23 protein-coding genes and 1 tRNA gene are annotated in these 24268 nt (G+C 37.6%); 8 read left to right on the plus strand and 16 right to left on the minus strand.

From position 1 onward, the window contains the following. Nucleotides 1-21: 21 nt before the first annotated feature. Nucleotides 22-939: a hypothetical protein gene (locus ACSU6B_RS15005; protein ID WP_410886340.1), complete on the minus strand. Its 918-nt coding sequence runs from the start codon at nt 937-939 to the stop codon at nt 22-24. A gap of 236 nt (nt 940-1175) precedes the next feature. Between ACSU6B_RS15005 and ACSU6B_RS15010 the strand changes: the two genes are divergently transcribed. Next, nucleotides 1176-2720, plus strand: a complete 1545-nt coding sequence (locus tag ACSU6B_RS15010) for a glycosyltransferase family 2 protein (RefSeq protein ID WP_410886342.1) — start codon at nt 1176-1178, stop codon at nt 2718-2720. A gap of 103 nt (nt 2721-2823) precedes the next feature. Here the strand turns inward: ACSU6B_RS15010 and pepF are convergent, their stop codons facing one another. After that, a complete protein-coding gene (gene pepF / locus ACSU6B_RS15015) occupies nt 2824-4611 on the minus strand; it encodes an oligoendopeptidase F (RefSeq protein WP_410886344.1) in 1788 nt (595 codons plus the stop codon). Nucleotides 4612-4762: 151 nt separating this feature from the next. Continuing rightward, nucleotides 4763-5722, minus strand: coding sequence for an oxygen-dependent tRNA uridine(34) hydroxylase TrhO (trhO, locus tag ACSU6B_RS15020; protein WP_410886346.1), 960 nt, complete (start codon nt 5720-5722; stop codon nt 4763-4765). A gap of 205 nt (nt 5723-5927) precedes the next feature. Here trhO and ACSU6B_RS15025 point away from each other — a divergent pair, with 205 nt between their 5' ends. After that, nucleotides 5928-7100, plus strand: coding sequence for a glycoside hydrolase family 18 protein (locus tag ACSU6B_RS15025; protein ID WP_410886348.1), 1173 nt, complete (start codon nt 5928-5930; stop codon nt 7098-7100). A gap of 274 nt (nt 7101-7374) precedes the next feature. Further along, nucleotides 7375-7572, plus strand: coding sequence for a hypothetical protein (locus tag ACSU6B_RS15030; protein ID WP_410886350.1), 198 nt, complete (start codon nt 7375-7377; stop codon nt 7570-7572). A 254-nt stretch (nt 7573-7826) separates the two neighbouring features. Here ACSU6B_RS15030 and ACSU6B_RS15035 read toward each other — a convergent pair whose 3' ends face one another. From ACSU6B_RS15035 to ACSU6B_RS15060, 6 genes are all read right to left on the minus strand, one after another. Next, complete coding sequence (locus tag ACSU6B_RS15035; RefSeq protein ID WP_410886352.1) at nt 7827-8603, minus strand: dioxygenase family protein; 777 nt, start codon at nt 8601-8603, stop codon at nt 7827-7829. 15 nt (nt 8604-8618) lie between these two features. Then, nucleotides 8619-9059: a DoxX family protein gene (locus ACSU6B_RS15040; protein WP_410886354.1), complete on the minus strand. Its 441-nt coding sequence runs from the start codon at nt 9057-9059 to the stop codon at nt 8619-8621. A gap of 24 nt (nt 9060-9083) precedes the next feature. Further along, the gene (locus ACSU6B_RS15045; protein WP_410886356.1) at nt 9084-9737 is read right to left on the minus strand and encodes an alpha/beta hydrolase; all 654 of its coding nucleotides are present in this window, start codon (nt 9735-9737) and stop codon (nt 9084-9086) included. Between the two features lie 181 nt (nt 9738-9918). Beyond that, entirely contained in the window at nt 9919-10704 is a 786-nt protein-coding gene (locus tag ACSU6B_RS15050; RefSeq protein WP_410886358.1) for an alpha/beta fold hydrolase, read from the minus strand. 22 nt (nt 10705-10726) lie between these two features. Continuing rightward, nucleotides 10727-10975, minus strand: coding sequence for a hypothetical protein (locus tag ACSU6B_RS15055; RefSeq protein ID WP_214732686.1), 249 nt, complete (start codon nt 10973-10975; stop codon nt 10727-10729). 135 nt (nt 10976-11110) lie between these two features. Further along, on the minus strand, nt 11111-11392 hold the full coding sequence (locus tag ACSU6B_RS15060) for a DUF1292 domain-containing protein (protein WP_410886360.1): 282 nt from the start codon (nt 11390-11392) through the stop codon (nt 11111-11113). Between the two features lie 148 nt (nt 11393-11540). Between ACSU6B_RS15060 and ACSU6B_RS15065 the strand changes: the two genes are divergently transcribed. Continuing rightward, entirely contained in the window at nt 11541-11840 is a 300-nt protein-coding gene (locus ACSU6B_RS15065) for a hypothetical protein (protein WP_410886362.1), read from the plus strand. Between the two features lie 91 nt (nt 11841-11931). On the opposite strand, the gene ACSU6B_RS15070 is transcribed toward ACSU6B_RS15065, so the two are convergent. Then, on the minus strand, nt 11932-12843 hold the full coding sequence (locus ACSU6B_RS15070; RefSeq protein WP_410886364.1) for an LCP family protein: 912 nt from the start codon (nt 12841-12843) through the stop codon (nt 11932-11934). A 203-nt stretch (nt 12844-13046) separates the two neighbouring features. On the opposite strand from ACSU6B_RS15070, the gene ACSU6B_RS15075 reads away from it, so the two are divergent. From ACSU6B_RS15075 to ACSU6B_RS15090, 4 genes are all read left to right on the plus strand, one after another. Beyond that, entirely contained in the window at nt 13047-14543 is a 1497-nt protein-coding gene (locus ACSU6B_RS15075; RefSeq protein ID WP_410886366.1) for a spore germination protein, read from the plus strand. Nucleotides 14544-14562: 19 nt separating this feature from the next. Further along, nucleotides 14563-15648: a GerAB/ArcD/ProY family transporter gene (locus ACSU6B_RS15080; protein WP_410886368.1), complete on the plus strand. Its 1086-nt coding sequence runs from the start codon at nt 14563-14565 to the stop codon at nt 15646-15648. Continuing rightward, complete coding sequence (locus ACSU6B_RS15085; RefSeq protein WP_410886370.1) at nt 15641-16726, plus strand: Ger(x)C family spore germination protein; 1086 nt, start codon at nt 15641-15643, stop codon at nt 16724-16726. The genes ACSU6B_RS15080 and ACSU6B_RS15085 overlap by 8 nt, the downstream gene beginning before the upstream one ends. 52 nt (nt 16727-16778) lie before the next feature. Continuing rightward, a tRNA-OTHER gene (locus tag ACSU6B_RS15090) sits at nt 16779-16864 on the plus strand. A 71-nt stretch (nt 16865-16935) separates the two neighbouring features. Here ACSU6B_RS15090 and ACSU6B_RS15095 read toward each other — a convergent pair. The 6 genes from ACSU6B_RS15095 to proB form a co-directional block, all read right to left on the minus strand. Next, a complete protein-coding gene (locus ACSU6B_RS15095; RefSeq protein WP_410886372.1) occupies nt 16936-18309 on the minus strand; it encodes a nucleoside recognition domain-containing protein in 1374 nt (457 codons plus the stop codon). Next, complete coding sequence (locus ACSU6B_RS15100; protein ID WP_410886374.1) at nt 18284-19003, minus strand: FeoB small GTPase domain-containing protein; 720 nt, start codon at nt 19001-19003, stop codon at nt 18284-18286. Before ACSU6B_RS15100 ends, ACSU6B_RS15095 begins: the two co-directional genes overlap by 26 nt. Next, on the minus strand, nt 18996-19247 hold the full coding sequence (locus ACSU6B_RS15105) for a FeoA family protein (RefSeq protein ID WP_215004383.1): 252 nt from the start codon (nt 19245-19247) through the stop codon (nt 18996-18998). The genes ACSU6B_RS15100 and ACSU6B_RS15105 overlap by 8 nt, the downstream gene beginning before the upstream one ends. Nucleotides 19248-19420: 173 nt before the next feature. Then, entirely contained in the window at nt 19421-21727 is a 2307-nt protein-coding gene (locus ACSU6B_RS15110) for an ATP-dependent DNA helicase (protein WP_410886376.1), read from the minus strand. A 162-nt stretch (nt 21728-21889) separates the two neighbouring features. Further along, the gene (locus ACSU6B_RS15115; protein ID WP_410886378.1) at nt 21890-23131 is read right to left on the minus strand and encodes a glutamate-5-semialdehyde dehydrogenase; all 1242 of its coding nucleotides are present in this window, start codon (nt 23129-23131) and stop codon (nt 21890-21892) included. Nucleotides 23132-23137: 6 nt separating this feature from the next. After that, the gene (proB, locus tag ACSU6B_RS15120) at nt 23138-24250 is read right to left on the minus strand and encodes a glutamate 5-kinase (protein WP_410886380.1); all 1113 of its coding nucleotides are present in this window, start codon (nt 24248-24250) and stop codon (nt 23138-23140) included. Nucleotides 24251-24268 lie beyond the last annotated feature (18 nt).

The raw sequence follows: 24268 nt of genomic DNA on the forward strand, positions 1-24268 counted from the left end.
TCACCTAGCATAATAGGTTTTTTATTGAACAGTCTTATAGTCTTCTAGCATCTCTTTGATATCATCCGCATCGTGTCTTGTTTTTAAATCAAGATACATAACCCCATAGCCCACGGAGAAAATCATTGTCGTAACTAAAGTGACAAGGTTTGAAATTAAGGTTAACAACACGCTATTACCTAAAACCATTCCAAACGTTACTTGGACACCAAAGCTGATACTTGAAATAATAAAATAAAACACGATATAGAGACCCATCAACACCCATGTACGCTTCCTTGACAATCTCCAGCTTCTTCCAAAACCAGGTGAATCCTTATCCAGTACGACAGAGCCAAAATAAAAGCTCCAGCGGGTTAATAATAGTCCAATTCCAAGGGCAAACCCCAGAAATAGGACAACTCCTAGAAGGATCCCTAAAACCGGATTCACTGTCGTCGCAACCACACCACCGGTGACTCCGACGATCGCGAGTGGAATAATGATAATCCCCATAGTAATAAGAAAGAATAAGATACTGCTGCCAATCATCGGCCAAAATCGTGTAAAGGCTTGTTTGATTACGGAACCGACGGTATATGCTTCATTTTTTCGAACATGATTGATAGTAAAAAGGATCGCTGCCTCCGCAACAGGTGCCAAAATGGCACTAATCAAGCCAACTACGATTAATCCGATGTCTGCGCTCAAACTGCTGGAATCGAAGGTCCCTGATTCTTCAAAGCTCGTAAATATTTGCTCAAACCAAGCACCATCGCTGCCAACCTCTCGAAAAAAGCTGGTTCCAGCCATGAGCTGGAGTATCGCTTGAAGCAAGTAAACCGGTCCCATGAAAATCAATAAAATCATAAACAAGTCCTTAAAGCGATTTTTAGTTAAATGAAAAGTATGATCGAGTATTTCTCCAAAACCTTTTGGGCTAGAAAACTTTTTATCCACTGGTAATATCCTCCTAGAATAATTATCAATAAGAATTATTTTAACATTATTCAGATATATTTAGTGTAAAAAGTTGTCAAAGAACGTAAATTATGGACTGCTTTCAAAGTAATTTTACGTGGGCGATCTGTTTTTCGAATAATATTGTAATTTTTGTCAAAGAATAAATAATGGTTTTGCATTTTACATATTAGTAAATGTAAGAAAAAGAGGGACAGAAAGCCGAGGTATAAAACATGCTATGGAAATGGAAACAAAAGCAGCAAGTAATGAATTATAACGCTGAAGGATATTATATCGTTGATCAAAAATTAAACACCCAGCGGAATTCTACATTAGTTTCTGTCATTACCCCCGTTTATAATGCTGAAAAATATCTGAGAAAAACGATTAACTCTGTCCTAAATCAATCCCTTCGCATGGAAAATTTCGAATATATATTAATTGATGATGGTTCTACCGATTCCTCAAGAGATATTTTATTAGAATACTCTTCAAAATTTGATAACATCATTGTCGTTTTTCTTAAAAGAAATACTGGTACACCTGGCCGTCCGCGTAATATCGGTATTCAATTGGCTAGCTCCAAATATATGACTTTTTTGGATGCCGATGATTGGCTTGAACCCAATGGACTCGAAGTATTATCGACCATTTTAGAGGAAACAAGTGATGATTATGCAGTTGGGAAAACCATTCAGATTCAAGCAAAAGGTAAGACAGTTATTATCGGAGAGCATGAATCATGTAAAGAAAGAAGAAGTGAATCACCATTTTCGATTCCACATATCTTTCATCATTTAGGACCCAGGGCACGAATGATAAAAACGAGTGTAATAAAAGACAATCAGATTTTTTTTCCTGAAATGAAATTTGCTGAAGATAAACAATTTTTCATTGACGTTTTAACGCATTGTCAGTCAATTTCCACGACGCAACATCCAATTTATTTTTTGAATCGAATCGATAATCAAAACACTCGTTTGTCAAATCAGACCAACATTATCCAAAAGACAAATTGTAATCTTAAAGTGATTAACCATATTATCAACAAGAATTTAGAAATAGAAAAAAAGAAGATGGTTTTAAATCGATTATATGAATTTGATTCAATTACGAGATTTTTCACTACACCTCATTTTCAAAAAACAAGGCTTAAGCGCGTCTATTACTATAAGTTTAATCAAGTGTTAAAAACAACGAAAAAGTTAAATTATGAGTTTTCAGGGGAATTCTTTCAACCAATGAACAAAGTCGTATATAACTTGTACACTGATCGAAAATATAAGCAACTTGAGAACCTTTTTGCGTGGGATAAGAATGAAAAAATAAAGGATGTTATCATTAAAGATAATCTTCCCTATGTTGTTGTCCCCTTTCTAGAAGAACCATACAAATATATAAGAATTCCAATGCATTCGACATTTGAAGAAGAATATGTTGATAAGAATAAATATTATCTCAAATTTAAGATATTTGGTGATCATCTGGATTCACTCACACATGGACTGATTCGTGATACAAACAATGGTCTGCTTGAATCTTCCCTGCCTGTGAACGTTGATAAGAGTGGGAATGGGATATTAGAATTGGATTTAGAGCTACTAAACCATTATCCGTCATCAAATTATGCTATCTTTCTACGTTTCAAGGATTATTTAAAAATTAACATCAGAAAACAGATCCAAAGTAAGAACCAATATCAATATAAGAATCGTGATTTTACTTTTTACAATACCACCTACTCGAACGTTGGCTTAAAAATATCTTCCATAAAATAAAGGACAGTGGTTACTGTCCCTTTAAACTTTATTATTAAGCACTAGAAAAAGACCCATGTTGTCTCCATTAGGAAGAACATGGGTTTTTTTGGAGTAGTTATTTTTACAATCGCGAGAATTCTTCTACTAATTCACCGAACCGTTTCATTGAATTTTCAATTGGATATGGAGTAGTTAGGTCGACGCCGGTCTTTTTTAACAGTTCAAGCGGATAATCCGAACTACCGCTCTTTAAGAATTCCAAATAGGAAGTTAGTGTTTCTTGGTCGACTTCAAGAATCTTAGTCGCCAAATGAATCGCAGATGCAAATCCTGTGGCATACTTGTAAACATAAAATGGGCGGTAGAAATGAGGGATTCTTGACCATCCAAATTTTACTTCCTCATCAAAGACAACCTCATCCCCGTTGTATTCCCGGAATAGTGTCTCATAGGTTTGATTAAATACTTCCACATTTAAAGGCAACCCCTTTTCAGCCATTTCATGGGTCTTCATCTCAAACTCGGCAAACATGACTTGTGTGAAAAATGTCCCCTTAAATTGATCGATAAAGTGATTAACTAAATGTTTTCGAACATCAGGATCTTTCTCATTGTTAAGTAAATAGTTAATTAGCAGAACTTCATTGACGGTTGATGCCACTTCGGCCACAAAGATGCTGTAACGAGCCGTAATCTGTGGCTGGTACTGCGAACTCAGCCGGCTGTGGACACCATGCCCGCATTCATGTACCAATGTGAATAAACTGTCCAAATCATCCTGATGATTTAAAAGGATAAAGGGATGGACCCCATAGACACCAAGATTGTAGGCACCTGACCGCTTCCCGGGTGTTTCTCTGACATCTAGATAACGAGCGTTTTTAAACTCCTTCAGGATATTGATGTAATCCTCTCCGAGTGGAGCTAAAGCCTTACACATCGTGTCATAGGCTTCATCATATGAAATCACCTGTTTGACTCCACTTATAAGCGGGACACTCATATCATATTGACGTAGTTCATCTAGCTCCAACTTTTCCTTGCGGATGCGTGAATATTGATGGAGCGGACCGATATTTTGTTTGGTTGTTTTGATTAGATTCTCATAGACCTCTTTGGGTACCTTATCCCCAAATAGTGCCTTTTCTAATGCAGAAGGATATTGACGGATTTTAGCAGTTGTCACATTATTTTTAATGGCGGCGGATAGGGTGGCGGCAATCGAATTTTTCAATTGCAAATATGGTTGATAATACGCCTTATAGGCCTCTCTTCGCTTTTCACGATCTTTTTCTTCGATTAATTTTGAATACATGCCCCTTGTTAATTCCACCCGTTCCCCGTTATCACTGGTTACTTCCCCAAACTTAATATCAGCGTTATTCATCATTCCAAAGATATTTCCTGGGGCCGAGAGTGCTTCACCTAATTGTGAGAGAACTGCTTCCTGTTCCTTGGTTAATACATGCTGCTTGTATCGAAACGACTCCCATAAATCCTCTGCAAAGTATTCTAGCTCCTTTTCTGCTGATATGTATGCTTTTAATGTTTCTTCATCCATGCTTAATAAATAAGGCATAAAGAAAGAGGTAGCAGCACTAACCTTAACACTCAGTTGTTTTGCTCTGTCCAAGTGGGACTGTGCCTGGGTATCCCTTGTATTTTCATCTACACTCAACATGGCATAGGCATAAACTTTGTTGAATAGAAAAGATAACTCTTCTCTTTGCTTAAGAAATTGGTAAAGTGAGTGTCCGTCTTGAATCGTTCCATCATAATGTTTTAGGTTAGCTGCCATCTTTTCAATTAGCAGATAATCTTCTTCCCATTTCTTGATATCCGAATAGATATCAGTTAAGTTCCACTTTTCATGCGCTGGGACTTCTTTTCGGTTTGTATAGGTTACCATTTGTCCAATCCGCTCCTCTCAATGTAAAAAATTACAATCAGCTTATACTCTCTATCATAATAAATCTATTCTTAAATTCCTATTCGGAAACCTTAAAAAAGAAGAACAAAAAAAGCAGGCCATTAATTTTGACCTACTTCTTAAATAATACTTATAGGGTTAATTCTTTCTCAATCACCGCTAATCTTTCTTTTACCTCATCTTCGCTTAAACCGTGCTGTGCAACATAACGGTTGCGTGGATGAACCCGGCACTCATGCGAACAGCTTCGTAAGTGTTTATGTTCGTTTTTTTCAGAGCAAAGGATTTTTCGATTACATGCTGGGTTGGCACAATTCACGTAGCGCTCGCAAGGCTCACCAGTGTAATAATCCTTTCCGACAACTACATGCTCTTTTTGGTTAACAGGAACACTTATTCTCTCATCGAAAACATAGAGCTGACCATCCCATAAATCCCCTTTAACTTCTGGGTCTTTTCCGTAGGTAACAATTCCGCCCTCTAGTTGCGATACATCCTCAAAGCCTTCTTTCAATAACCAGCCTGAGAATTTTTCACAACGAATGCCACCCGTACAATAGGTTAGAATCTTTTTGCCTTCAAACTCCTGCTTATTTTCTCTTATCCATTGGGGGAGGTCACGGAAGTTAAGAATATCCGGTCTTATAGCCCCTCTAAAGTGACCTAAATCATATTCATAATCATTTCTGGCATCGATGACAACCGTATCTTCCTTTTGCATTTCCGCAAAAAATTCTTTTGGTTTCAAATGCTTACCGGTTTGCAAATTGGGGTTCACGTCATCTTCCAAACGCAAAGTAACAAGCTCTGGTCTAAACCGTACCTTCATTTTTTTGAAAGCATGCTCAGACACTTCATCAATTTTAAAAATAGTCCCTGCAAAAAGTGGATGCTCATCCATATATTTCATGTAAGCGTCAGTTTGTTCAATAGTGCCTGACACCGTTCCATTAATCCCTTCCGCCGCAATGATAATTCGACCTTTGAGTCCTAGTTCATTACAGTAGTTAAGATGTTCCTGGGTCACTTCTTCAGGATTCTCTATTGAGACATATTTATAATACAATAACACTCTATAGTCTTGATTCATACTTACCACCTTACAATTTTATATATATAAAATACTTAGTTTTTAACATTAACCTTATAATTATAGCAAAAAACAACAAATAAATTCAAATTATTTCACTTTCCGAAGGCTGCTGTACCTACATAGGTTGATATTACCAACCTTTCTTCCTCGCTTTTTCTGTTACAATTTTTTATGTAAGAAATAATAAGGAGGAACACCATCTATGAATAAACGTCATCTCCTCCTTGGTCTGGTAATTGCGGTGACCTTCATTGGAGGAATACTAACTGGAGTCATTTACACTAAAAATAGTGAAAAGCAAGATCGTCCAAATACGCTAATATTAGAAGATGCACCTAAATCCGCCATTAAGCCGAATTCAAAAGAACTCCCTAAATTGAAGAAGGCATCATCAAAGGTGCTGATCGGCTATGTTCAGGATTTTCGTGATCCAAACATGGTTGATTATTCCAAATTCACACATGTCATTTTCTCCTTTTTTCATCCTACTAAGGATGGAGGAATTTTATATAATGGTGATTCAGCTTTAAAAAACCTTAGAGCTGTTGTTAAAAATGCAAAAAAGCATGACACGAAAGTGATGCTGGCGATTGGTGGATGGTACCACATCAAGGGCGGAGAATCCTATAATTATTTTAAACCGGCGATCTCTGATCCTAAATCTAGAGCAAAGCTAGTTAAAGAGCTTACTAATATCGCAGTCCGTGAAAAGCTGGATGGGATTGATATCGATTTTGAACACCCTCGTTCAACAGAGGATGCACAAAATCTCTCTGCATTTGCGAAAGAGTTAAGTGCCCAGCTTCATCCAAAAAAGAAAGAGCTATCTATTGCTGTTTATCCAAAGATTCATGCGGAGACGTTAACGGAAGTAGCTGCTATTCAGTATGATCCATCTATGTTCAAAGCGGTAGATCATGTTAATATTATGGCGTATGATGGTCAGTATGACGGCAGTTACAATGCCGCAAATTTATCGCCCTATCCATATACAGAGAAAATCGTAAACTATTGGACGAACCTATTTGAAACTCAGAAACTTTCAAAGGAAAAATTAGTATTGGGCGTCCCGTCTTACGCCACACCGGAAGATCCTAAAATCAAACAGGTATCCTTTGCGGCAATAATTAACAATGATCCTGCCAATGCTGGGAAGGACACTGTTCAGATGAATGGTACGACCTACCATTATAATGGCGGTGTTACGATGATAAAAAAAACACGTCTGGCCCTCGATCACGGCTTTGGCGGCATGATGATGTGGGAAATTGGTCATGATGCACAAGGGTCACACAGTCTGACAGGGATAATTTTTACAGAATTAAAGAAATCAAGTAAAGAACCAGTAAAATACTATACAGCAAAAGGTTACTAATATAATAATAAAAGGCTGTTCTCTCGATTTTTGGAGGGAACAGCCTTTTAAAATGAAAGGTGAGCTTCATTTGCAATCGTTTATAAGTGTGGAGCCGGTCCACATAATCTACATTCATGTTTAGGATAATCAACAACTAGGTGCCTGACACCCATTTTGACACGAAATTGTAATAAATATTGGTATTTGTCGAAGATTTTTCCAAACTTTTTGAAGGAGATTGTCGAAAAAGAGAGAATCAAGGTAGGGAGGTTAAATAAAGGAGGAAATAGACATGAAGAAATTGCTAACGGTTTTATGTGGAATCATTATTGCATTATCGTTGTTTGTGACTACTGGGAATACGGCAAAAGCAGAAGAGTTAGTGCAAGCACCAGAAGAATCCCATGAATGTGGTTGCGTTGTTTCACAAGTTTTTGGAGCTGAAAAAAATAAAATTGTTGCTGATTTAATAAGTAGTCAAAGAGTTTAAGAATGTAAAACACACGTTTAAAAGCGACGGATATAAATGGAGAGGAGTAAAAAACATCGAGGTATTTATCAATCATACGATGGGAGATATGAAAATGGTCGGAGTACCTTTTAATAATGAGGATGGAACTATAGAGATGGCTGTTTTTTTAAAAGGAATTTATATGGATCCAAACCTTCTTGGAAATTAATATTTTTAATAAAAAAATCCTTCCAATCTCGGAAGGATTTTTTATTTAATACACCAAACTCAAATCACCCAAACTGCCAAACACTATGACTGAGGTTTCCATATCGAAAACTGCGATGCAGCAAAGTAGCTTTTTGACTATCGTCGGCTGCTCCCATCGCATAGAAAATCGGAATGAAGTGTTCATTGCCATAGCGAGGTACAGCATATTCAGCATTTGGAGCAAGTGAATCATACTTAAATAAGGAATCCAAATCCCAATTATTCAGATGGGTTGCCAACCAATCATCAAACTCAAGTGCCCATTGATCGACTTCGTTATCTGCCCATTTCACTGCTCTGAGATTATGCACGGTTCCTCCACTCGCAATAATTAAAATATCATTGGCTCTTAATGCAGATAAACTCTTCCCGATTTTATATTGTTCTTCTGGTTTAAGTTTCGGATTAACAGACATCGAAATGACCGGAATATCCGCATTAGGATAAAGAAGTCGAAGGACAACCCATGCTCCATGATCCAAGCCACGTTTCGTTTCAACTTCGAATGGTATGCCGTTTTCTGTAAACAAATCTTTAATTTCTTGAGAAATCTGCTGATTCCCCTGAGCTGGATATTTAATACGGTATAATTCCGGGTCAAATCCACCGAAATCATAAATGGTGTCATAGTTGTCGACTTGACTTACTTTTTGCATAGATGATTCCCAATGGGCCGAAAACAAGATGATCGCCTTTGGGTTGGGTAGCGTTTGCCCAAGCTGACTTAAAAACTGCGTATATTCATTATTCTCAATCGCTAATAGCGGTGCTCCATGAGCAATAAAAAAAGATGGCAACATATTGCTTCCCCCTATTTAGTTATTATAACTTTTCGAAATAGATGTTGTTTCTTCTTTTTGACCTTTGAAAATAAGCTGATCCAATGCAAACATTTTACTTCCATTAATCGCAATAAACACAGCCATTGCCATTAAAGCTAAATCTAATTCATAACCAGCCATTTGTCCATTCCCTAAAAAGCCTATAGCTAGTTTCACTTTGATTGTTGCACCAATCATTAACAAAGCCAATAAAGCTGAAACGATTCTACTGCCTAAACCAAGAACTAACGCAGTCCCACCGATCATTTCTACTGAAGCAACAACATATGCTAAGGCTCCTGGTAACCCGATACTGTCAAACCAGCCAACGATATTTTCAATTCCACCTTGGAATTTAACTAACCCATGAACAAAGAACGTAATTCCTAACATAACTCTTAAAATTAATGTACTAGCTTCGAATTTATTTAACATTTTTCATTTCCCCTTAGTTGTTTTTTAAGATTCTACTTTTTCCAATAACCAGTTCATAAAATCCTTGTGGTTTTCCAATGAAACGGTATGTCCTTCTTGATAAGTTTTAAAGGTGACATCTGCCCCCAACTCATGAAAATACTCATTATTTGCCAAACCCCATTCGAAGGGAAGGACCTGATCCATCTCGCCATGGGAAATAAATAACGATAGTTTATCGACTGGCTTTATGTTGTATTCTTCTTTTACAAAAGCAGGAATGTAGCCACTTAAAGCAATAATGCCCTTAATTCGATTTCCCAGTGTTAATCCAAGGGTCATCGATAGGATCGCTCCCTGGCTGAAACCAAGTAAGAACAATTTACTCTCATCGATAGGGTATTCGCTGCATGCATAATCAATAAAGGTAGTAAGTTTACTGATTCCGTCATCGAACACTTCTCGATGTGGTTTTCCATATCCTTGAATCGTAAAATACGCAAATCCTGGTGGTTGTGGAAGATGCCCGCGAACACTGAAAATGTAAAAGCGATCTTCTAGTCCCTTAACTAAAGACAGCATATTCTGCTCATTACTGCCGATTCCGTGCATTAGAAATAATGCAGGATATGTTTTACCTGGTTCCGTTTGTGTTGGTCGACGAAGTTCATAAATCATCGGTGAATTCAATTTCCTCATCCCTTCTTATCACGAGTATGTTTATTAAAACATTTATTGTTTTCAAATATGAACTTTTGTTATTTATAGGATAACAAGTAATTAACCAGATTGTCAATTGTTTTTTCTCTAATACAGAATTATGTTTTTTATTGATAAACATAAATAAAATAAGGAACCGGATTGGTTCCTCTAATAAGACTTAGATAGTCGATAAATATCCCTGAATCTCTGAAATAAGATCCAAAGGATTTTCATACATACTCATATGTCCCGAATCTTTTATTAATGAATGTTTAATATTGGCTTTGCTAACCGAAAATGTCTTTTCTGAAGGGATAATTTGATCTTGTTCTCCCGCGATTAAAAGGATCGGCACTTCAGAAGTTTCTAAAACACGATTGCGGTCTGGCCGGTCCTTCATCGCATTTAGTGCATCTATGGCGCCATCTGCTGAAGTAGAATAGCCTATCTCCATTGCTGTTCCGACATAATTCTCATCTTGATTTTCAGGCGAAAATAGTTTTGGTACTAAACCGTCGATTAGCGTATAGATTCCCGACTGATTGACTTTTTCAATATTGGCTTGTCTGCCTTTTTTCGCCTCTTCCGAATCTGGAAAGGCCGTTGAATGAATAAGTGAATACCCGTTTAATAGACCGCCATACTTTTCTGCGAAGGCAAGAGTGATATAGCCGCCTAATGAGTGACCAAACATGGTTACTTCCGATAGGTTTAATTGATCCAAAAGGTTTTTCATGTGATCCGCAATATTTTCAATCGTGCTCTTACCTTTTAGAGGACTAGACTGTCCATGTCCAGGGAGATCAGGGGCAATCACCCGATAGTCTGTTGACAGCGCAGGGATGACATGTTCCCAATAACCGGAGCCTCCACAAAAACCATGCAAAAGAACAATTGGTTTCCCTTCACCTTTATCTATGTATGCGATCGATGAATCATTAAAAGTAAGTTTCTTAAGTTCCATATTGTTTCCACTCCAGAGTTTTTTAGCTAATTTGCTCTTCAGAATTATCCGAATGTAATAAGATTCTTTTATTTGGAATTTGCGTTAAGTTTGATTTTTTCAATAAATAACTTAAGTGTTCTATTGGCATGGATCCATGACCTTTGCTATCAGCCAGAGTGAACTGGACAGTGACTCCGTTATAACTTTTGACCGTCAATGATTCAGCAGAATTGAAAAAACCTTTAATACCTTGAGAAATTTGATATTTCATGCCTTCTTCTATTAACATTACATTGCTCCTTTTTAGGTATTCATCATAAATAGTATGCCATGGAAGTTCCTATACATACATAATTTTCCCAATTTCAAGTCATGGAAAATAAAAAGAGAGATTCATTAATCCCTCCGCTTGACCCCAAGTATATTACTCTTCCATTCCTTCTTCCTCGTCCATCATTTCATCAAACGCAATAGAAACTTTGTCGAACTCTTCATCACTTTCAATGGCGGAAAAATCACCATCTGCATCTACCTTTAGAAAAAAAATATCAATATCTTCATCAGATTCTTGTCTAACATCTTCGGCAAATCCAACTGCAACATAGTCATTTCCTTCTATATTCATTATCCCTAGCACTTCAACTTCTTGTTCCTCATCGTTCTCATCACTGATAGTAAAAATTTCGCCTACTTCAACTTTACTCATCTATACGTTCCCCTTTCATATAAAAAGTATATTCTTATCATAGTATCCCCTAAAAAGAAGAGGTTTAATTCGAAAAAATGTATTACCACTGTTTATTCGACAAAAATCTTATATAATTAGTTCATAAAGCATTTTAAGGAGTTTTTATATGAATCAAAAACAGTTAGAAGAAAAGATTATCGAAAACTATCGCGGTGAAGAGAAAATGATGATTCTTGTATTTGCTCAATGGTGCGTGAATCATGATCTGGATCCGGAAGAGTTATATTTGAAAGCCTATCCGAATCAGTCCTCCAATCCTGCCTTAAAAGAAGCCATTGAGCTAACCGTTTCGAAAGAAGAAGCGGGAGAAGTAGGTGACCAGACGTTGCTCGGTGTATTAGAGTTGTTTGGCAACGATGATCTGGCTTTTGTTGTTACGGAGGAGTTAAACAAACTAAAAAAATAAGTTTTGTGATTTTTGGGTGGTTTTGTGCAGAATTTCACGACTGATATAACAAAAGCAGACATACTCCCGAGCTTATGTCTGCTTTTTGTCATTAATAATGATACTCTCTATTAACGGGTGAAGGCTTAAGTAAGAAATCCTTTAATGCTTCTCTATTGGCCTCCAAATTTATTTCAAGGACTGCACCAGAATGCGGATACGTTTTATTTACATAGCTATTTTGGATTGGGATCCGTAACCTATCGATATTCTTGATTGGATAAAAGACCAGTTTAGATAGTACTGATAATATCTCTCCTTTGTCCATATCTGACTCTACATGATTTAAACTCTCCTCCACAAAATCCGGAAGAGCTGCTAACGACTCAATATGACTAAACTTATTTTTTAATTGTTCCTTTACCTTGACAATGACTTCCTGTTGTCGTTTCACTCGGCCAAAATCACTCTCGTCATCATGTCTAAACCGGACATATTTTAACAATTCTCTTCCTTTCAGCGCATTTTCTCCAGGCTTTACGTCCATTTTGAAATCGTCAATCATCTTCTGACTAACATTCACAGTTATACCTTCTGGAGCAATCAGGTCAATGAAGTTCGCAAACCCTTCAAAATCAATGGAAACGGAGTGGTCCACTTTAATTCCGAAATTTTGATAAATAGTCCTTTTTAATAATTCATTTCCACCAATAAAATAGGCCATGTTGAGCTTATCATAACCTTTTTGATGCCCAGGAATTTTGACATAACTGTCTCTCATCAAACTAATTAACTTGATATTACCTTCTTTAGGAACATATTGGGCTATTATGATGGCATCAGAGAAAGATTGAGGTTCCCCTCTTGAGTCACTCCCTATTAAAAGAAAATTCATCATTCCTTTTTTATCTTTATGATTAGTACTGTCTTCATTTTGGGATGGTGAAGAGGGTTGAACTTGATTTTGGTCACTTAAATTTCCAGCTGAACAGCCTCCTAAAAAAATAGAAAGTAAAATTATCATGAATATTCTCAAGCTTTTCACCAACTTTCACTAATATTCGATTCAAAATAAAAGTTGCTACCCTGTTAATTTCTCATCTTTTGCTTTTGATTATTCTTCCTTCCCATTATCTTTCCTTCCATAAACCTTATAATCACAGGATGATTTGCATAAAATTCCCTTTTCTACACATAATGAGAAAAAAATTATTTTGAGGGTGTATCATGAAACCAAATGCAGATCTTCCTTACAAGGAAGCAAACCCACAAAACGATGACGATCAAGATTGGCTCCAACGTTTATCAAAATCCAATGACTTTGTTCATGAGCATACTTCCATTAAAGAGGAGAATCCTTTTTGGCTTTCGTACTATCGCACACTGATTTCATCTGACATCCTTCATCAGGATGTTTTGCCGTTTTTGGGGGAGCATCTATCCTTACAGGAATTAAAAAGTATCATTCCTGTTCAAGAAATCATTTTTACCAAAGTCCCAAAAGAAATCATCCAAAACCTGATGCGTGGATTCTTGGTGATACAAAAGCATGACAAAGATGAAGAATGTCTATTAATTAATATTGCTAACAGTAAATTCCGTGATGTTAGCGTAGCAATGATGGAATCCTCGACTGTTGGACCACAAGTAGGTTTTATTGAAGAATTAGACACCAATATTAATCTTATTCGAAAACGATTACCTGTCCCTGAACTGCTTGTAATCGAAATGAAAGTCGGCGAACTTTCAAAAACAAATGTTGCCGTTATCTATATGGATGGGATTGCTGATCCGGAAAATGTGAACACGGTTGTTCAAAGAATAAACGATGTTCAGTATGACCATATCCAGGACAGTTCTTATCTTTCTTCAATGATAGAGGACAATACGAATTCCTTGTTCCCTCAATCCATTTCAACTGAGCGAGTTGATCGTGTGGCTGCAGGGTTAACGGAAGGCAAAATAATCATTGCAGTGGATGGTTCACCAAATCTAGTCCTTGTTCCAGTTACCATAATTGAATCGTTGATTGCGATGGAAGATTATAGTTATTCCTGGATTATTGGAAATTTCTTTCGACTCTTACGCATTGTTGCTTTGTACATTTCTTGTTTTGCTAGTCCATTGTATGTAGCGATCATGACGTATCATTATGAATTGATTCCTGCCCCATTACTCGAAACTCTAGTTGGTTCAAGAGTAAATGTTCCCTTTCCTCCTTTTTTAGAGGCTTTAATGTTAGAAATCATGATTGAAATGGTAAAAGAGGCAGGTATTCGGTTACCATATAAAATCGGGCAATCTCTTGGGGTTGTGGGTGGTATTGTTATCGGACAAGCAGTGGTTGAAGCGGGATTAACTAGTAATGTATTGCTTATTTTAGTAGGGCTCGGTACCTTAGCTTCCTATACGGCGCCGGTTTATAAATTTAGCAACACTGTTCGGTTTATTAAGTTTCCAGTAATTTTTCTTTCCCAATGGTTTGGATTGTTTGGGGTGTATTTAGGATACCAATTTACAATCGTTCATTTATTACGTTTAACGTCTCTCGGACGTCCTTACTTAAGCATGTTCCCCATGCGAAAAACATCATTTCAAGACCTTTGGTTCAGATTACCTTTTTCCCAACAGAAAGAAAACCCTACCACCCTTAGACCTCAAAGGATAAGTAAAGCAACTGGGAATCGTGAAAACCCAGAGCCAGCCAACGATTTTTATGAATAAATGGTAAAGGGGTATTCCATTGCAGGTAAATAAAAGACATCAGGTATCTCCCTATTTAGTGTTCTTTATTGTTTATAGTTCTCAGGTTGGGGTTGGTATTTTAGGATTCCAAAGAACCATTGCTGCGAAAGCCGGCTATGATGCATGGATTGGCGTATTATTGGCAGGGGTTTTTGTACAAGTATTTATTTGGTTAGTTTATAAGCTGCTGGGAAGTGCAGAAGGTGACATTGTTGATGTCCATTCAAAAGTTTTTGGGAAAATTATAGGTAGTTTTTTTAGTTTTATCATCATGTTTTATTATTGGCTGGCAAGTGTTTCAGTCTTACTTGGATTTATAGAGATTATTCAAGTATGGATGTTCCCCACTTTACCTTCATGGATTCTAAGTTCATTAATACTTGTATCCGTTTATTATTGTGTGTCTGGAGGATTTCGGGTTGTTGTTGGTATTTCTTTTTTGTCATTTATTTTTCCACAAATCATCCTAATCGTCCTTTATATTTTTCCATTTAAGGAAGCACATTTTACCAATTTACTGCCAATCATGAATCATTCCTTTAGGGACATGTTGGATGCAATAAAAAGCTCTATGTATACATTAGCTGGAACAGAATCGTTACTCATGTTCTATCCATTTATAAGAGATCCTAAATCGTCAAAAAAGTACGCTCATTTAGCTGTATTGTTTACTACCTTACTATATACGCTTTCTGCGATAGTATCATTTACGTTTTATAGTGAAAAACAGTTAAAAGAAACAATTTGGCCAGAATTATCTTTAATAAAAATTATTCGACTTTCTTATTTGGAGCGCTTTGAGTACTTATATATATCAATGTATCTCATCATTGTTTCAGCATTACTTGCCCTTCTATTATGGTGTTCTACCAGAGGTCTAAAGAGAATTTTTAAAAGGAAGCAAAAGAACTATTTAATTATTCTAAGTCTTCTTAGTGTGGTTATATCTCAATTAATAAACGAACAATTGAAAGAAACACTGGATAAATACGTAACCCAAATGAATTTATGGATCTTTTATGGCTACATCCCAATCCTCCTAATAATTTTCACAATACTAAGAAGGAGAAAACAAAATGGCTAATCGAACCTTAATAGGAATATGGGTTACTATTTTCTTATTATCCGGTTGTTCTCTGATACCACCCAATATCGTCAATCAAATAAATATGGCCCAAGGGGTAGGATATGATTGGGCCGGAAAGAAAATGATAAAAGGAACCATTACCTATCCAATTTATAAGAAGGATCAGCCCTCTACCACTGAAGTCAAAATAAGCTTAGGTGAAACGAGTAAAGAAATTCGGAGCAATATAAATAATGAGTCACGGTATCCATTAGTCAGCGGTCAATTACGGGTTGCACTTTTTGGAAAATCACTAGCAAAAAAAGGGATTACTGATGTTGTTGACACCCTAAACCGTGACCCTTCCATAGGCAGTATTATTCAAATGGCTGTCGTCGATGGGGATGCCAGTGAACTACTTAAAATAGAGAAATTCAAAAAAGAAAATGTTTCGTTGTTTGTACAAGAAATGCTGGATCAATCCATGAAATCAGATAATCTTCCTGAATCAAATTTACAAACATATTTATTTCAATTTAACCAAAATGGACAGGATCCCTACTTACCATTAATCAAACAGGTAGAAGATAATATTAAAATTATTGGCATTGCGATATTAAAAGATGATCGATATGTCTTCCCTATTTTTATGGAGGATGCATTCACTTTTAAATGTTTAGTTAATAAATATAAACAAGGCTTACAGCGTTTCACTTTAAAAAATGGTGAAAGGGTCGTTCTAGATAATCTTCATTCAAAAGCACACTATCAAGTAAAAATAAAAAAAGGCCGACCGGAATTTACGATTAATCTTAAGATGAAAACAAGGCTTCAAGAATTCACATCTCCAAAGAAAAAGAGGGTAGCATTGGATAAAAAACATATCCAAAAGGAAATTGCCGAGCAATTAGAAAAAAACTCATTAAAACTCATCAAAAAGTTTCAAAAAAATGGCGTGGACCCTTTAGGTCTAGGTGCAACATATAGAGAACAAGATCGCGATTTTAATGAAAAAAAATGGAAGAGATTCTATCCAACAGCAAAAGTTCATGTACATGTAAAGGTGAATATCAAACAAACTGGGACGGTAGATTAATTCTTTAAATTTGAAAAGGATATTTTCGAGGAACATGGTCAAAATAAAATCAGGGCTTGTAGCTCAAGTGGTAGAGCAACGTGTAGTCCCTTTTGTTGACTGCAGTGTGTCTTGTGGGTTCAAATCCCACCAAGCCCAAATATCTTCCAGCAATAGTAAAGGGACTGACAAAAGTGTCAGTCCCTTTTAAACATTTATTATAGCGATTTTTAAAGTAAGCCAAAATATCTAACTGTTTGTGTGATAATAAGTGGAACAAGAATCGCAATAACAGTTGGAATCAAGAAGGCAAGAAATGTCCATTTCTTACTCTTTGTTTCTTTATAAATATTAAGCAAAGTCGTGCCGCACGGATAATGAAGCAACGAAAATAACATCATATTTAGTGCAGTGAGCCACGTCCAACCGTGATCAAGAAAGATTTTCTTCAAATCTACCATGCTATCAACTTCGGTTAAAGATCCTGTTGATAAATAACCCATCAATAGGATTGGAAGGACAATTTCGTTTGCCGGTAACCCCAAAATAAACGCCATCATGATATAACCGTCAAGACCAAGCATTTTTCCAAATGGGTCCAAAAACTCAACAGCATACATCAAAATACTGGTATCACCAATGTAAATATTCGCGAACACCCAGGTAAGAATTGCGGCAGGTGCTGCCACTTTAACAGCACGCATCAATACAGACCAAGATTTTGTTAGAGACGACCGTATCACGGTATCTAATATCTTCGGTTTACGGTAAGGCGGTAGTTCTAACGTGTAGTGAGTTGGTACTCCTTTAAGGGCCGTTTTCGAAAGAACCCAAGAAACAAAAAAGGTAACCACTATACCAAATAAAACAATACCAACAACGACGCCAGTGGTAACTAGTGATGCAACCCCACCTGTAAAATTAGCCGCCATGAATAACGAAGCTAAAACAATTAAAGTTCCCCATCGACCATTACATGGAACAAAGTTGTTTGTTAGGATGGCCAGCATCCGCTCTCTTGGTGATTCAATAATCCTCGTGGAAATCACCGCAGCTGCATTACAACCAAAGCCCATTGCCATTGTTAACGATTGCTTCCCATGGGCACCTACCCTTTTAAACAGCCGATCCATGTTAAAGGCTACCCTAGGAAGATAACCATAATTTTCCAATAATGCAAATGTTGGAAAAAAGATCGCCATCGGCGGGAGCATAACGCTAATCACCCATGTTGTTCCTCGATATAAACCGAGAACAAGGACACCGTGCAACCAATCTGGAGCATGCAGGAAGGTAAAAAATGATGTAATATACCCCTCTAAGAATCCAAAAAGCTCAGCTAACATGGAGGATGGGATATTTGCTCCAGCGATGGTTAAATAAAAGAGAACTCCTAACATAGTAATCATGATGGGAAAACCAAAAATAGGTGAAGTAAAAATCGCGTCCAGCTTTTCGGTTCGAGTATCCCTTTTTGATTGTGTATAGGTAATTCCTTCATGACATAATTTATGACTGCGATCGTAGAGGTTTTGAACAATGTCATCTCTTAGCTTTGGTGTCGACAGCTCCTGAGCTTCAGCATAAAGCTTTTGAATACTCATTCTCTAAACCACCTCCTGCAACCAATCGGTTGCTAATTTCATTCAGTAATGTTTCGTCTCCATCTAGCAATCTCAAAGAAACCCAACGAGCGGATAATTGATCGCCAACAAATTCACGTACTTTAGGTTCAATTTTTTTAATCTTGGCTTCGATCTCAGCAGGATAAGACACTTGAACTGGGTTGCATTCAATCGCCCCTGTCACAATTCGATCAATGGTATCTAAGAGCATAGGGAATCCCTTTTTGTTCCTGGCAGAAATCTTGATAACAGGAACTCCCAACCGATTGGTCAACAATCGTTCATTAATTTGAATTCCTTGTTCTTCCGCAACATCAATTAAATTGATACAAATGACAACATTTGTAGTCATCTCTAATACCTGTAAAGCAAGATTAAAATTCCGCTCTAATGAAGTCGCATCTAATACCACAACCGTCACATCTGGTTTTTCAAAAACGATATAATTTCGAGCTTCTTCTTCATCCGTTGAATTCGAGAAAAGTGAGTAGGTGCCAGGAAGGTCAATAAGATTAAACGTTTTATCTTTATGCTGAACAGTCCCGTGTGCAAGTGAAACGGTTTTTCCTGCCCAATTCCCTGTATGTTGTCTGAGGCCGGTTAAGGCATTGAACAAGGTACTTTTCCCCGTATTCGGATTTCCAGCTAAGGCAATTCGATATTCTTTACCCATTAGATACCAACTCCCCCTCTATTTTTGAGCTTTCCTCTCTTCGTAGTGCGATGGTTGTTTGACTGACACGAAAAGCAATTGGATCTCCCAACGGACTTTTCCGGATAACCTCTACGATCGCTCCATTCACAAATCCTAAATCTAATAATCTTCTTCTCATGACACCCTCTAGATGTATATCAGTTATTTTTATTAAATTTCCTTTTTGACCATTTACAAGTTTGATAATTTTAGGGTTATCCATCTCTCTTTCCCCGCCTTCAAAGTTTTTACCTTGTGCAACTTTTTATTAATTATATGTTTAATTTCCAAAATTGTCACCTTATTTGTAAAAATAAATATTATCTGCGTGTTGGAAACTAGGATTTTATCAAAAATTTAACTAAAAAAGCCCTTATGGATATCTTCCATAAGGGTTTATTTGCCTTTTAATAGAGGTGTTTGTGGAGAACCAACTGTATACTGCTGCCATTCCAGCGGCATGAGCATTTGATACTGTCGCTGGAGGAATCGGTCATCGATCAATACGATGGTTCCGTGGTCCTCCTCCGAGCGAATCAACCTCCCCCCTGCTTGCAGCACTTTATTCATGCCAGGATATACGTAGGCATAGTCATAACCGTTTTTGTCTTTTTGATAAAAATGTTCCTTAATGAGGTTCCGCTCAAAACAAAGTTGAGGCAATCCTATACCTACAACGACAACCCCATTTAAACGATCTCCAATTAAATCGACACCCTCAGAAAAAATACCGCCGAGTACAGCGAAGCCCAGTAATGTTTCTGTTTGATTGGGTTTAAATGCCGCCAAGAAAGCTTCCCTTTCAGTTTCGGTCATCCCTGATGCTTGGATGATCGTATTGGTTACTAGGTCTTGTTGCTTGAACTGGTCATAAACAGTAAGTAAATACTGATAGGATGGGAAAAAGATAAAGTAATTCCCTGGCCGGTTTTTAATCAAGGCTTGGATTGCAGATACAATTGAACGCTTTGTCTGTTCCCGGTCTCGGTAACGAGTAGATAATGGATTGATAAAGACGTCGACTTGATTGCTTGAAAATGGTGAAGGGATAGATATTGCATAATCATCTTCCTTCCCACCAAGGATATCTTGATAATAGGATAAAGGAGACAATGTGGCCGAAAAGAATAGTTTTGACCGATAGCCCTTCCCCATTTGTTTAAGAAGCTTTGAAGGATCAATGCAAAAAAGCTTCACGAGTAAATCGTTTTTAATTTTTTCGGCATAAACGACATAATGTTCATCGAGCAACTCGGTAATTTTTAAAAAATTATTTACAACAAAGTATGCTTCCAAAAGAGTTTGAGACGTTTCTGTTTGAAGAACCTGTTCTGCGCTTTCTACAAAATGAATCAGTTGTTCAATTAATTCTTCATCCAAATGATCAATGGTGAATTCAAATTTATCTAGATTTTCTTTTTTGAGGGAAATAAACCAAGCATTTAGCTTGGTTGCAGACTCATATATTGCTTTATTGACACCCTTAAAATCCTTTTTCAATTGGAGAAATAATTCTTTGTTTAAGGTTGCTGAAAACATCTCACGCCCCCGGTCCACTAGATTATGTGCCTCATCGACTAGGAGTACGGTATGTTTTTTTTGCTCTTCAAACAGACGCTTTAGCGATACCCGCGGGTCGAAAATATAATTGTAGTCACAGATGATACAGTCCACTGTATAGGCAAGGTCAATCGAAAATTCAAATGGACAGACCGTATGTTTCCTTGCATATATTTCAATTATTTCACGGGTCATGCCGGTTTCATTTGTTAGGATATCATGAATCGCGTCATTGATCCGATCATAATAGCCATTTGCAAATTCACAATAATCCTTTTGGCAAACAGTTTCCTCTTTAAAACAAACCTTGTCTTTAGCCGTAATGGTCAGCGTGTTCATACAAAGACCTGAAGAGCGCATTTTTTTAAACGCCTCTTCGGCAGTTGTACGGGTAATCGTTTTAGCCGTAAGGTAGAAAATTCGATTCAGAAGCCCCTCCCCGATTGCCTTTACTGAAGGAAAGAGTGCCGATATCGTCTTGCCGATTCCTGTTGGCGCTTTAGCGAACAGATTTTTTTCATCTAAAATCGTCTTATAAACCACTCCAGCTAATTTCCGCTGTCCCTCGCGATAGGAATCAAATGGGAAGGCTAGCTCTTTACAGCTTCCATTTCGTTTTTCCCGATGCTCATGCAGCAGCTTAGCGAATGGTGCATAGTCTTCTATTACCTGACCAACAAATGCTTCTAGTTCTGAAATCTGACACTTCTTTTTAAAATATGTTTTCACTTCTGTTTCAACCTGGACATAGGTAAGTTGGACAAAGATTTCCTGTAAATCATTATCCTTGGCATGCATATAGGCATAGAGCTTTGCTTGTGCCCAGTGAACAGGGTATCCGCCTTGTTGTATCTGCTCTGACATCTGTGAGAATGATTTGATTTCGTCGATGATCACTCCATCCTCACGAAACAATAACCCATCACACCTGCCATCAATAATGAAGGAAAGCGCTTCAAATGGGACTTCCGCACGGAGATACACTTCTTTTTGATCATCTTCTTGATACGTTTTTTGAATCTTTTGATGAATCCTTGTCCCATCCAGAAGCGTCGATTGAGTGCGGAAACGTGAATCAATACTGCCGCTCTTGAAAACATGTTCAACGAGCGTTCTTACCGATATATGAATAGCCTCTGACATTGGCCCACCAACTCACTAGAAAATCAATCATGAGAATATATGTTTGCTACTTAAAGTATACCTTATTTTCATAACCATCTGACAGCATCGAACGAAAGACAAGTAAAATAAAAAACAAGTAAGGACTAACCAGCCTTCTTACTTGTTTTTTTCTTGAAATGATTATGACCGAATTTGTCCAGTACCACGGACAATCGCTTTTGTCGTTGTGAGTGCGCGTAGCCCCATTGGTCCACGAGCATGAAGCTTTTGTGTGCTGATTCCTATTTCTGCCCCATAGCCAAACTGCTCACCATCGGTGAACCGAGTCGATGCATTATGGTATAACACCGCTGCATCCACTGCCTGAAAAAACAAACCAACATTTTCAGAATTTTCACTAATAATTGCCTCAGAATGTTTTGTTCCATATTGATCAATATGGTCAATTGCTTCCTTCACATCACTTACCAGTTTTACCGCCAAAATTGGTGCTGAAAATTCTGAGTACCAATCTTCTTCTGTTGCTTGTTTTACAAATGAATAGGCAGAAGCTAATTCTTCATCTCCACGCAGGTCCACCCCATGGTCATGAAGCGAACTTAATAATTCAGATGCAAAAGGCCAATTTTTGTGAATGATTACAGTTTCGGCTGCATTACAAACAGATGGACGGTGCAATTTTGCATTAATTGCGATATCTATTGCCATCGTTTCATTTGCTGTTTCATCAATGAAAACATGACAGTTGCCTACACCCGTCTCCAAAACTGGAACCGTAGCATTTTGGATCACTGATTGAATTAACCCAGCTCCGCCGCGTGGTATGAGAACATCTAGGTATTGATTCAGTTTAAACATTTCTGAAGCTGTTTCACGGCTCGTGTCCTCCAATAGTTGAACGGCATCGACAGGTATAGCCGTTTCTGCAAGTGCCTTGCGCATTAGATGGACAAGTGCCTTATTGGAATGAATGGCGGAAGAGCTCCCTCTTAAAAGAACTGCATTTCCAGCTTTTAAGCAAAGACTTCCCGCATCAACGGTAACATTGGGTCGTGCTTCATACACCATTCCAACCACCCCGAGCGGGACACGGATCATCTCTATTTGTAAACCATTCGGACGGTCCCATGCTTCGATTATTTCACCAATTGGATCCTTCAAATCAATTAACTGGCGAACCCCATCCACGATCTGCTCGATTCTTTCTTCTGTTAACATCAGTCGATCCAACAGCGAAGCGGAAAATCCATTTTCTTTTCCCGCTTCAATATCCTTGGCATTTTCAGTAATTAACCATTCTTTTTCAGTTAATAAATGGTCAGCCATCTTCAATAACGCATTGTTTTTTTCTTCCGCTGACAGCATTCCCAATTGTTTAGCAGCTTTCTTTAATTTACTGGCTTTTTCTAACAACTCACTCATTCCGTTTCACTCCTTTGGTATTGTGACCCAATTGTCACGATGAATGACTTCTGCTTTTTTATTAATGGAATAATCCTTCGATTGTTCACTGGGCAAGCCTTTTACTTTTAGTAAATTCTTAGAAGAATAATAAATTTGGCCTTTCCCGACAATTTTGCCTTTTTGATTCTGGACAACGACCACATCTAAGGCGTTAAACTCACCAATGACATTCGTGACACCCACAGGAAGTAAACTTTTGCCCTGGAACACAACGGCCTTTTCCGCGCCATCATCAATTTCGATCACACCACCGACCTGAGAGTGGTAAGCAATCCATTGCTTTCTCATTTGCATTTGCGTTTGGAATGGTCCGCCTATATACGTCCCATCTCCCTTACCAGTTAAAATATCAACCAGTTTTTCCTTTCCAGCACCAGTGCCGACGAAAACACTGACACCAAGGGAAAGAGCTTTTTTTGAAGCTAGTAATTTTGATTTCATTCCACCAGTTCCAACAGAAGAACCGCTTTCTCCGGCAACACCGAGGAGTTTTTCAGATATTTCAGGGATAAAATGATATTTTTTTGCCTCTTTCGATGATTTTGGATTGCCATCATATAAACCATTCACATCTGTTAAAATAATCAATGCATTCGCATGTAAAAACCCACTAACGAGCGCTGAGAGCATATCATTGTCACCGAAAGTCAATTCCTCAATCGCAACCGAATCATTTTCATTAATGATCGGTAATACACCTTTTTGAAGTAACTCATGAATGGTATTAAAGAGGTTATGAAACCGAACCTGGCTGTAAAAATCTTCACGAGTTAATAGGATTTGGGCTGGAACTATCGCAAACTCTTTAAATAATTGTATATAATTCTGCATCAACAACCCTTGTCCCACAGCTGCGGCCGCTTGTTTCCCAGCAACTGTCTTTGGACGAGATGGATATCCAAGTGAGCCAAATCCTGCTGCAACTGCTCCGGATGAAATAAGGAGAACTTCATGGCCTTGCTCTTTCAAAAAGGCAAGTGCCTCTACATGGTCTCTTATTTTTTCTTCAGAAATTGTTCCTGAGGCATTTGTGAGTGAGCTGCTCCCAATCTTTACAACCACCAGCTGTTTTTTCATAGCATTCCGAACCTTTCT

The sequence above is a fragment of the Neobacillus sp. C211 genome (genome assembly GCF_051842875.1).
GTDB lineage: Bacteria > Bacillota > Bacilli > Bacillales > Cytobacillaceae > Neobacillus.

Bases quoted from the DNA above. Each gene is read 5' to 3' on its own strand.
- ACSU6B_RS15010 (WP_410886342.1), top strand. From the start codon at position 1,176: ATGCTATGGAAATGGAAACAAAAGCAGCAAGTAATGAATTATAACGCT.
- pepF (WP_410886344.1), bottom strand. From the start codon at position 4,611: ATGGTAACCTATACAAACCGAAAAGAAGTCCCAGCGCATGAAAAGTGG.
- trhO (WP_410886346.1), bottom strand. From the start codon at position 5,722: ATGAATCAAGACTATAGAGTGTTATTGTATTATAAATATGTCTCAATA.
- ACSU6B_RS15025 (WP_410886348.1), top strand. From the start codon at position 5,928: ATGAATAAACGTCATCTCCTCCTTGGTCTGGTAATTGCGGTGACCTTC.
- ACSU6B_RS15030 (WP_410886350.1), top strand. From the start codon at position 7,375: ATGAAGAAATTGCTAACGGTTTTATGTGGAATCATTATTGCATTATCG.
- ACSU6B_RS15035 (WP_410886352.1), bottom strand. From the start codon at position 8,603: ATGTTGCCATCTTTTTTTATTGCTCATGGAGCACCGCTATTAGCGATT.
- ACSU6B_RS15040 (WP_410886354.1), bottom strand. From the start codon at position 9,059: ATGTTAAATAAATTCGAAGCTAGTACATTAATTTTAAGAGTTATGTTA.
- ACSU6B_RS15045 (WP_410886356.1), bottom strand. From the start codon at position 9,737: ATGAGGAAATTGAATTCACCGATGATTTATGAACTTCGTCGACCAACA.
- ACSU6B_RS15050 (WP_410886358.1), bottom strand. From the start codon at position 10,704: ATGGAACTTAAGAAACTTACTTTTAATGATTCATCGATCGCATACATA.
- ACSU6B_RS15055 (WP_214732686.1), bottom strand. From the start codon at position 10,975: ATGTTAATAGAAGAAGGCATGAAATATCAAATTTCTCAAGGTATTAAA.
- ACSU6B_RS15060 (WP_410886360.1), bottom strand. From the start codon at position 11,392: ATGAGTAAAGTTGAAGTAGGCGAAATTTTTACTATCAGTGATGAGAAC.
- ACSU6B_RS15065 (WP_410886362.1), top strand. From the start codon at position 11,541: ATGAATCAAAAACAGTTAGAAGAAAAGATTATCGAAAACTATCGCGGT.
- ACSU6B_RS15070 (WP_410886364.1), bottom strand. From the start codon at position 12,843: ATGATAATTTTACTTTCTATTTTTTTAGGAGGCTGTTCAGCTGGAAAT.
- ACSU6B_RS15075 (WP_410886366.1), top strand. From the start codon at position 13,047: ATGAAACCAAATGCAGATCTTCCTTACAAGGAAGCAAACCCACAAAAC.
- ACSU6B_RS15085 (WP_410886370.1), top strand. From the start codon at position 15,641: ATGGCTAATCGAACCTTAATAGGAATATGGGTTACTATTTTCTTATTA.
- ACSU6B_RS15095 (WP_410886372.1), bottom strand. From the start codon at position 18,309: ATGAGTATTCAAAAGCTTTATGCTGAAGCTCAGGAGCTGTCGACACCA.
- ACSU6B_RS15100 (WP_410886374.1), bottom strand. From the start codon at position 19,003: ATGGGTAAAGAATATCGAATTGCCTTAGCTGGAAATCCGAATACGGGG.
- ACSU6B_RS15105 (WP_215004383.1), bottom strand. From the start codon at position 19,247: ATGGATAACCCTAAAATTATCAAACTTGTAAATGGTCAAAAAGGAAAT.
- ACSU6B_RS15110 (WP_410886376.1), bottom strand. From the start codon at position 21,727: ATGTCAGAGGCTATTCATATATCGGTAAGAACGCTCGTTGAACATGTT.
- ACSU6B_RS15115 (WP_410886378.1), bottom strand. From the start codon at position 23,131: ATGAGTGAGTTGTTAGAAAAAGCCAGTAAATTAAAGAAAGCTGCTAAA.
- proB (WP_410886380.1), bottom strand. From the start codon at position 24,250: ATGAAAAAACAGCTGGTGGTTGTAAAGATTGGGAGCAGCTCACTCACA.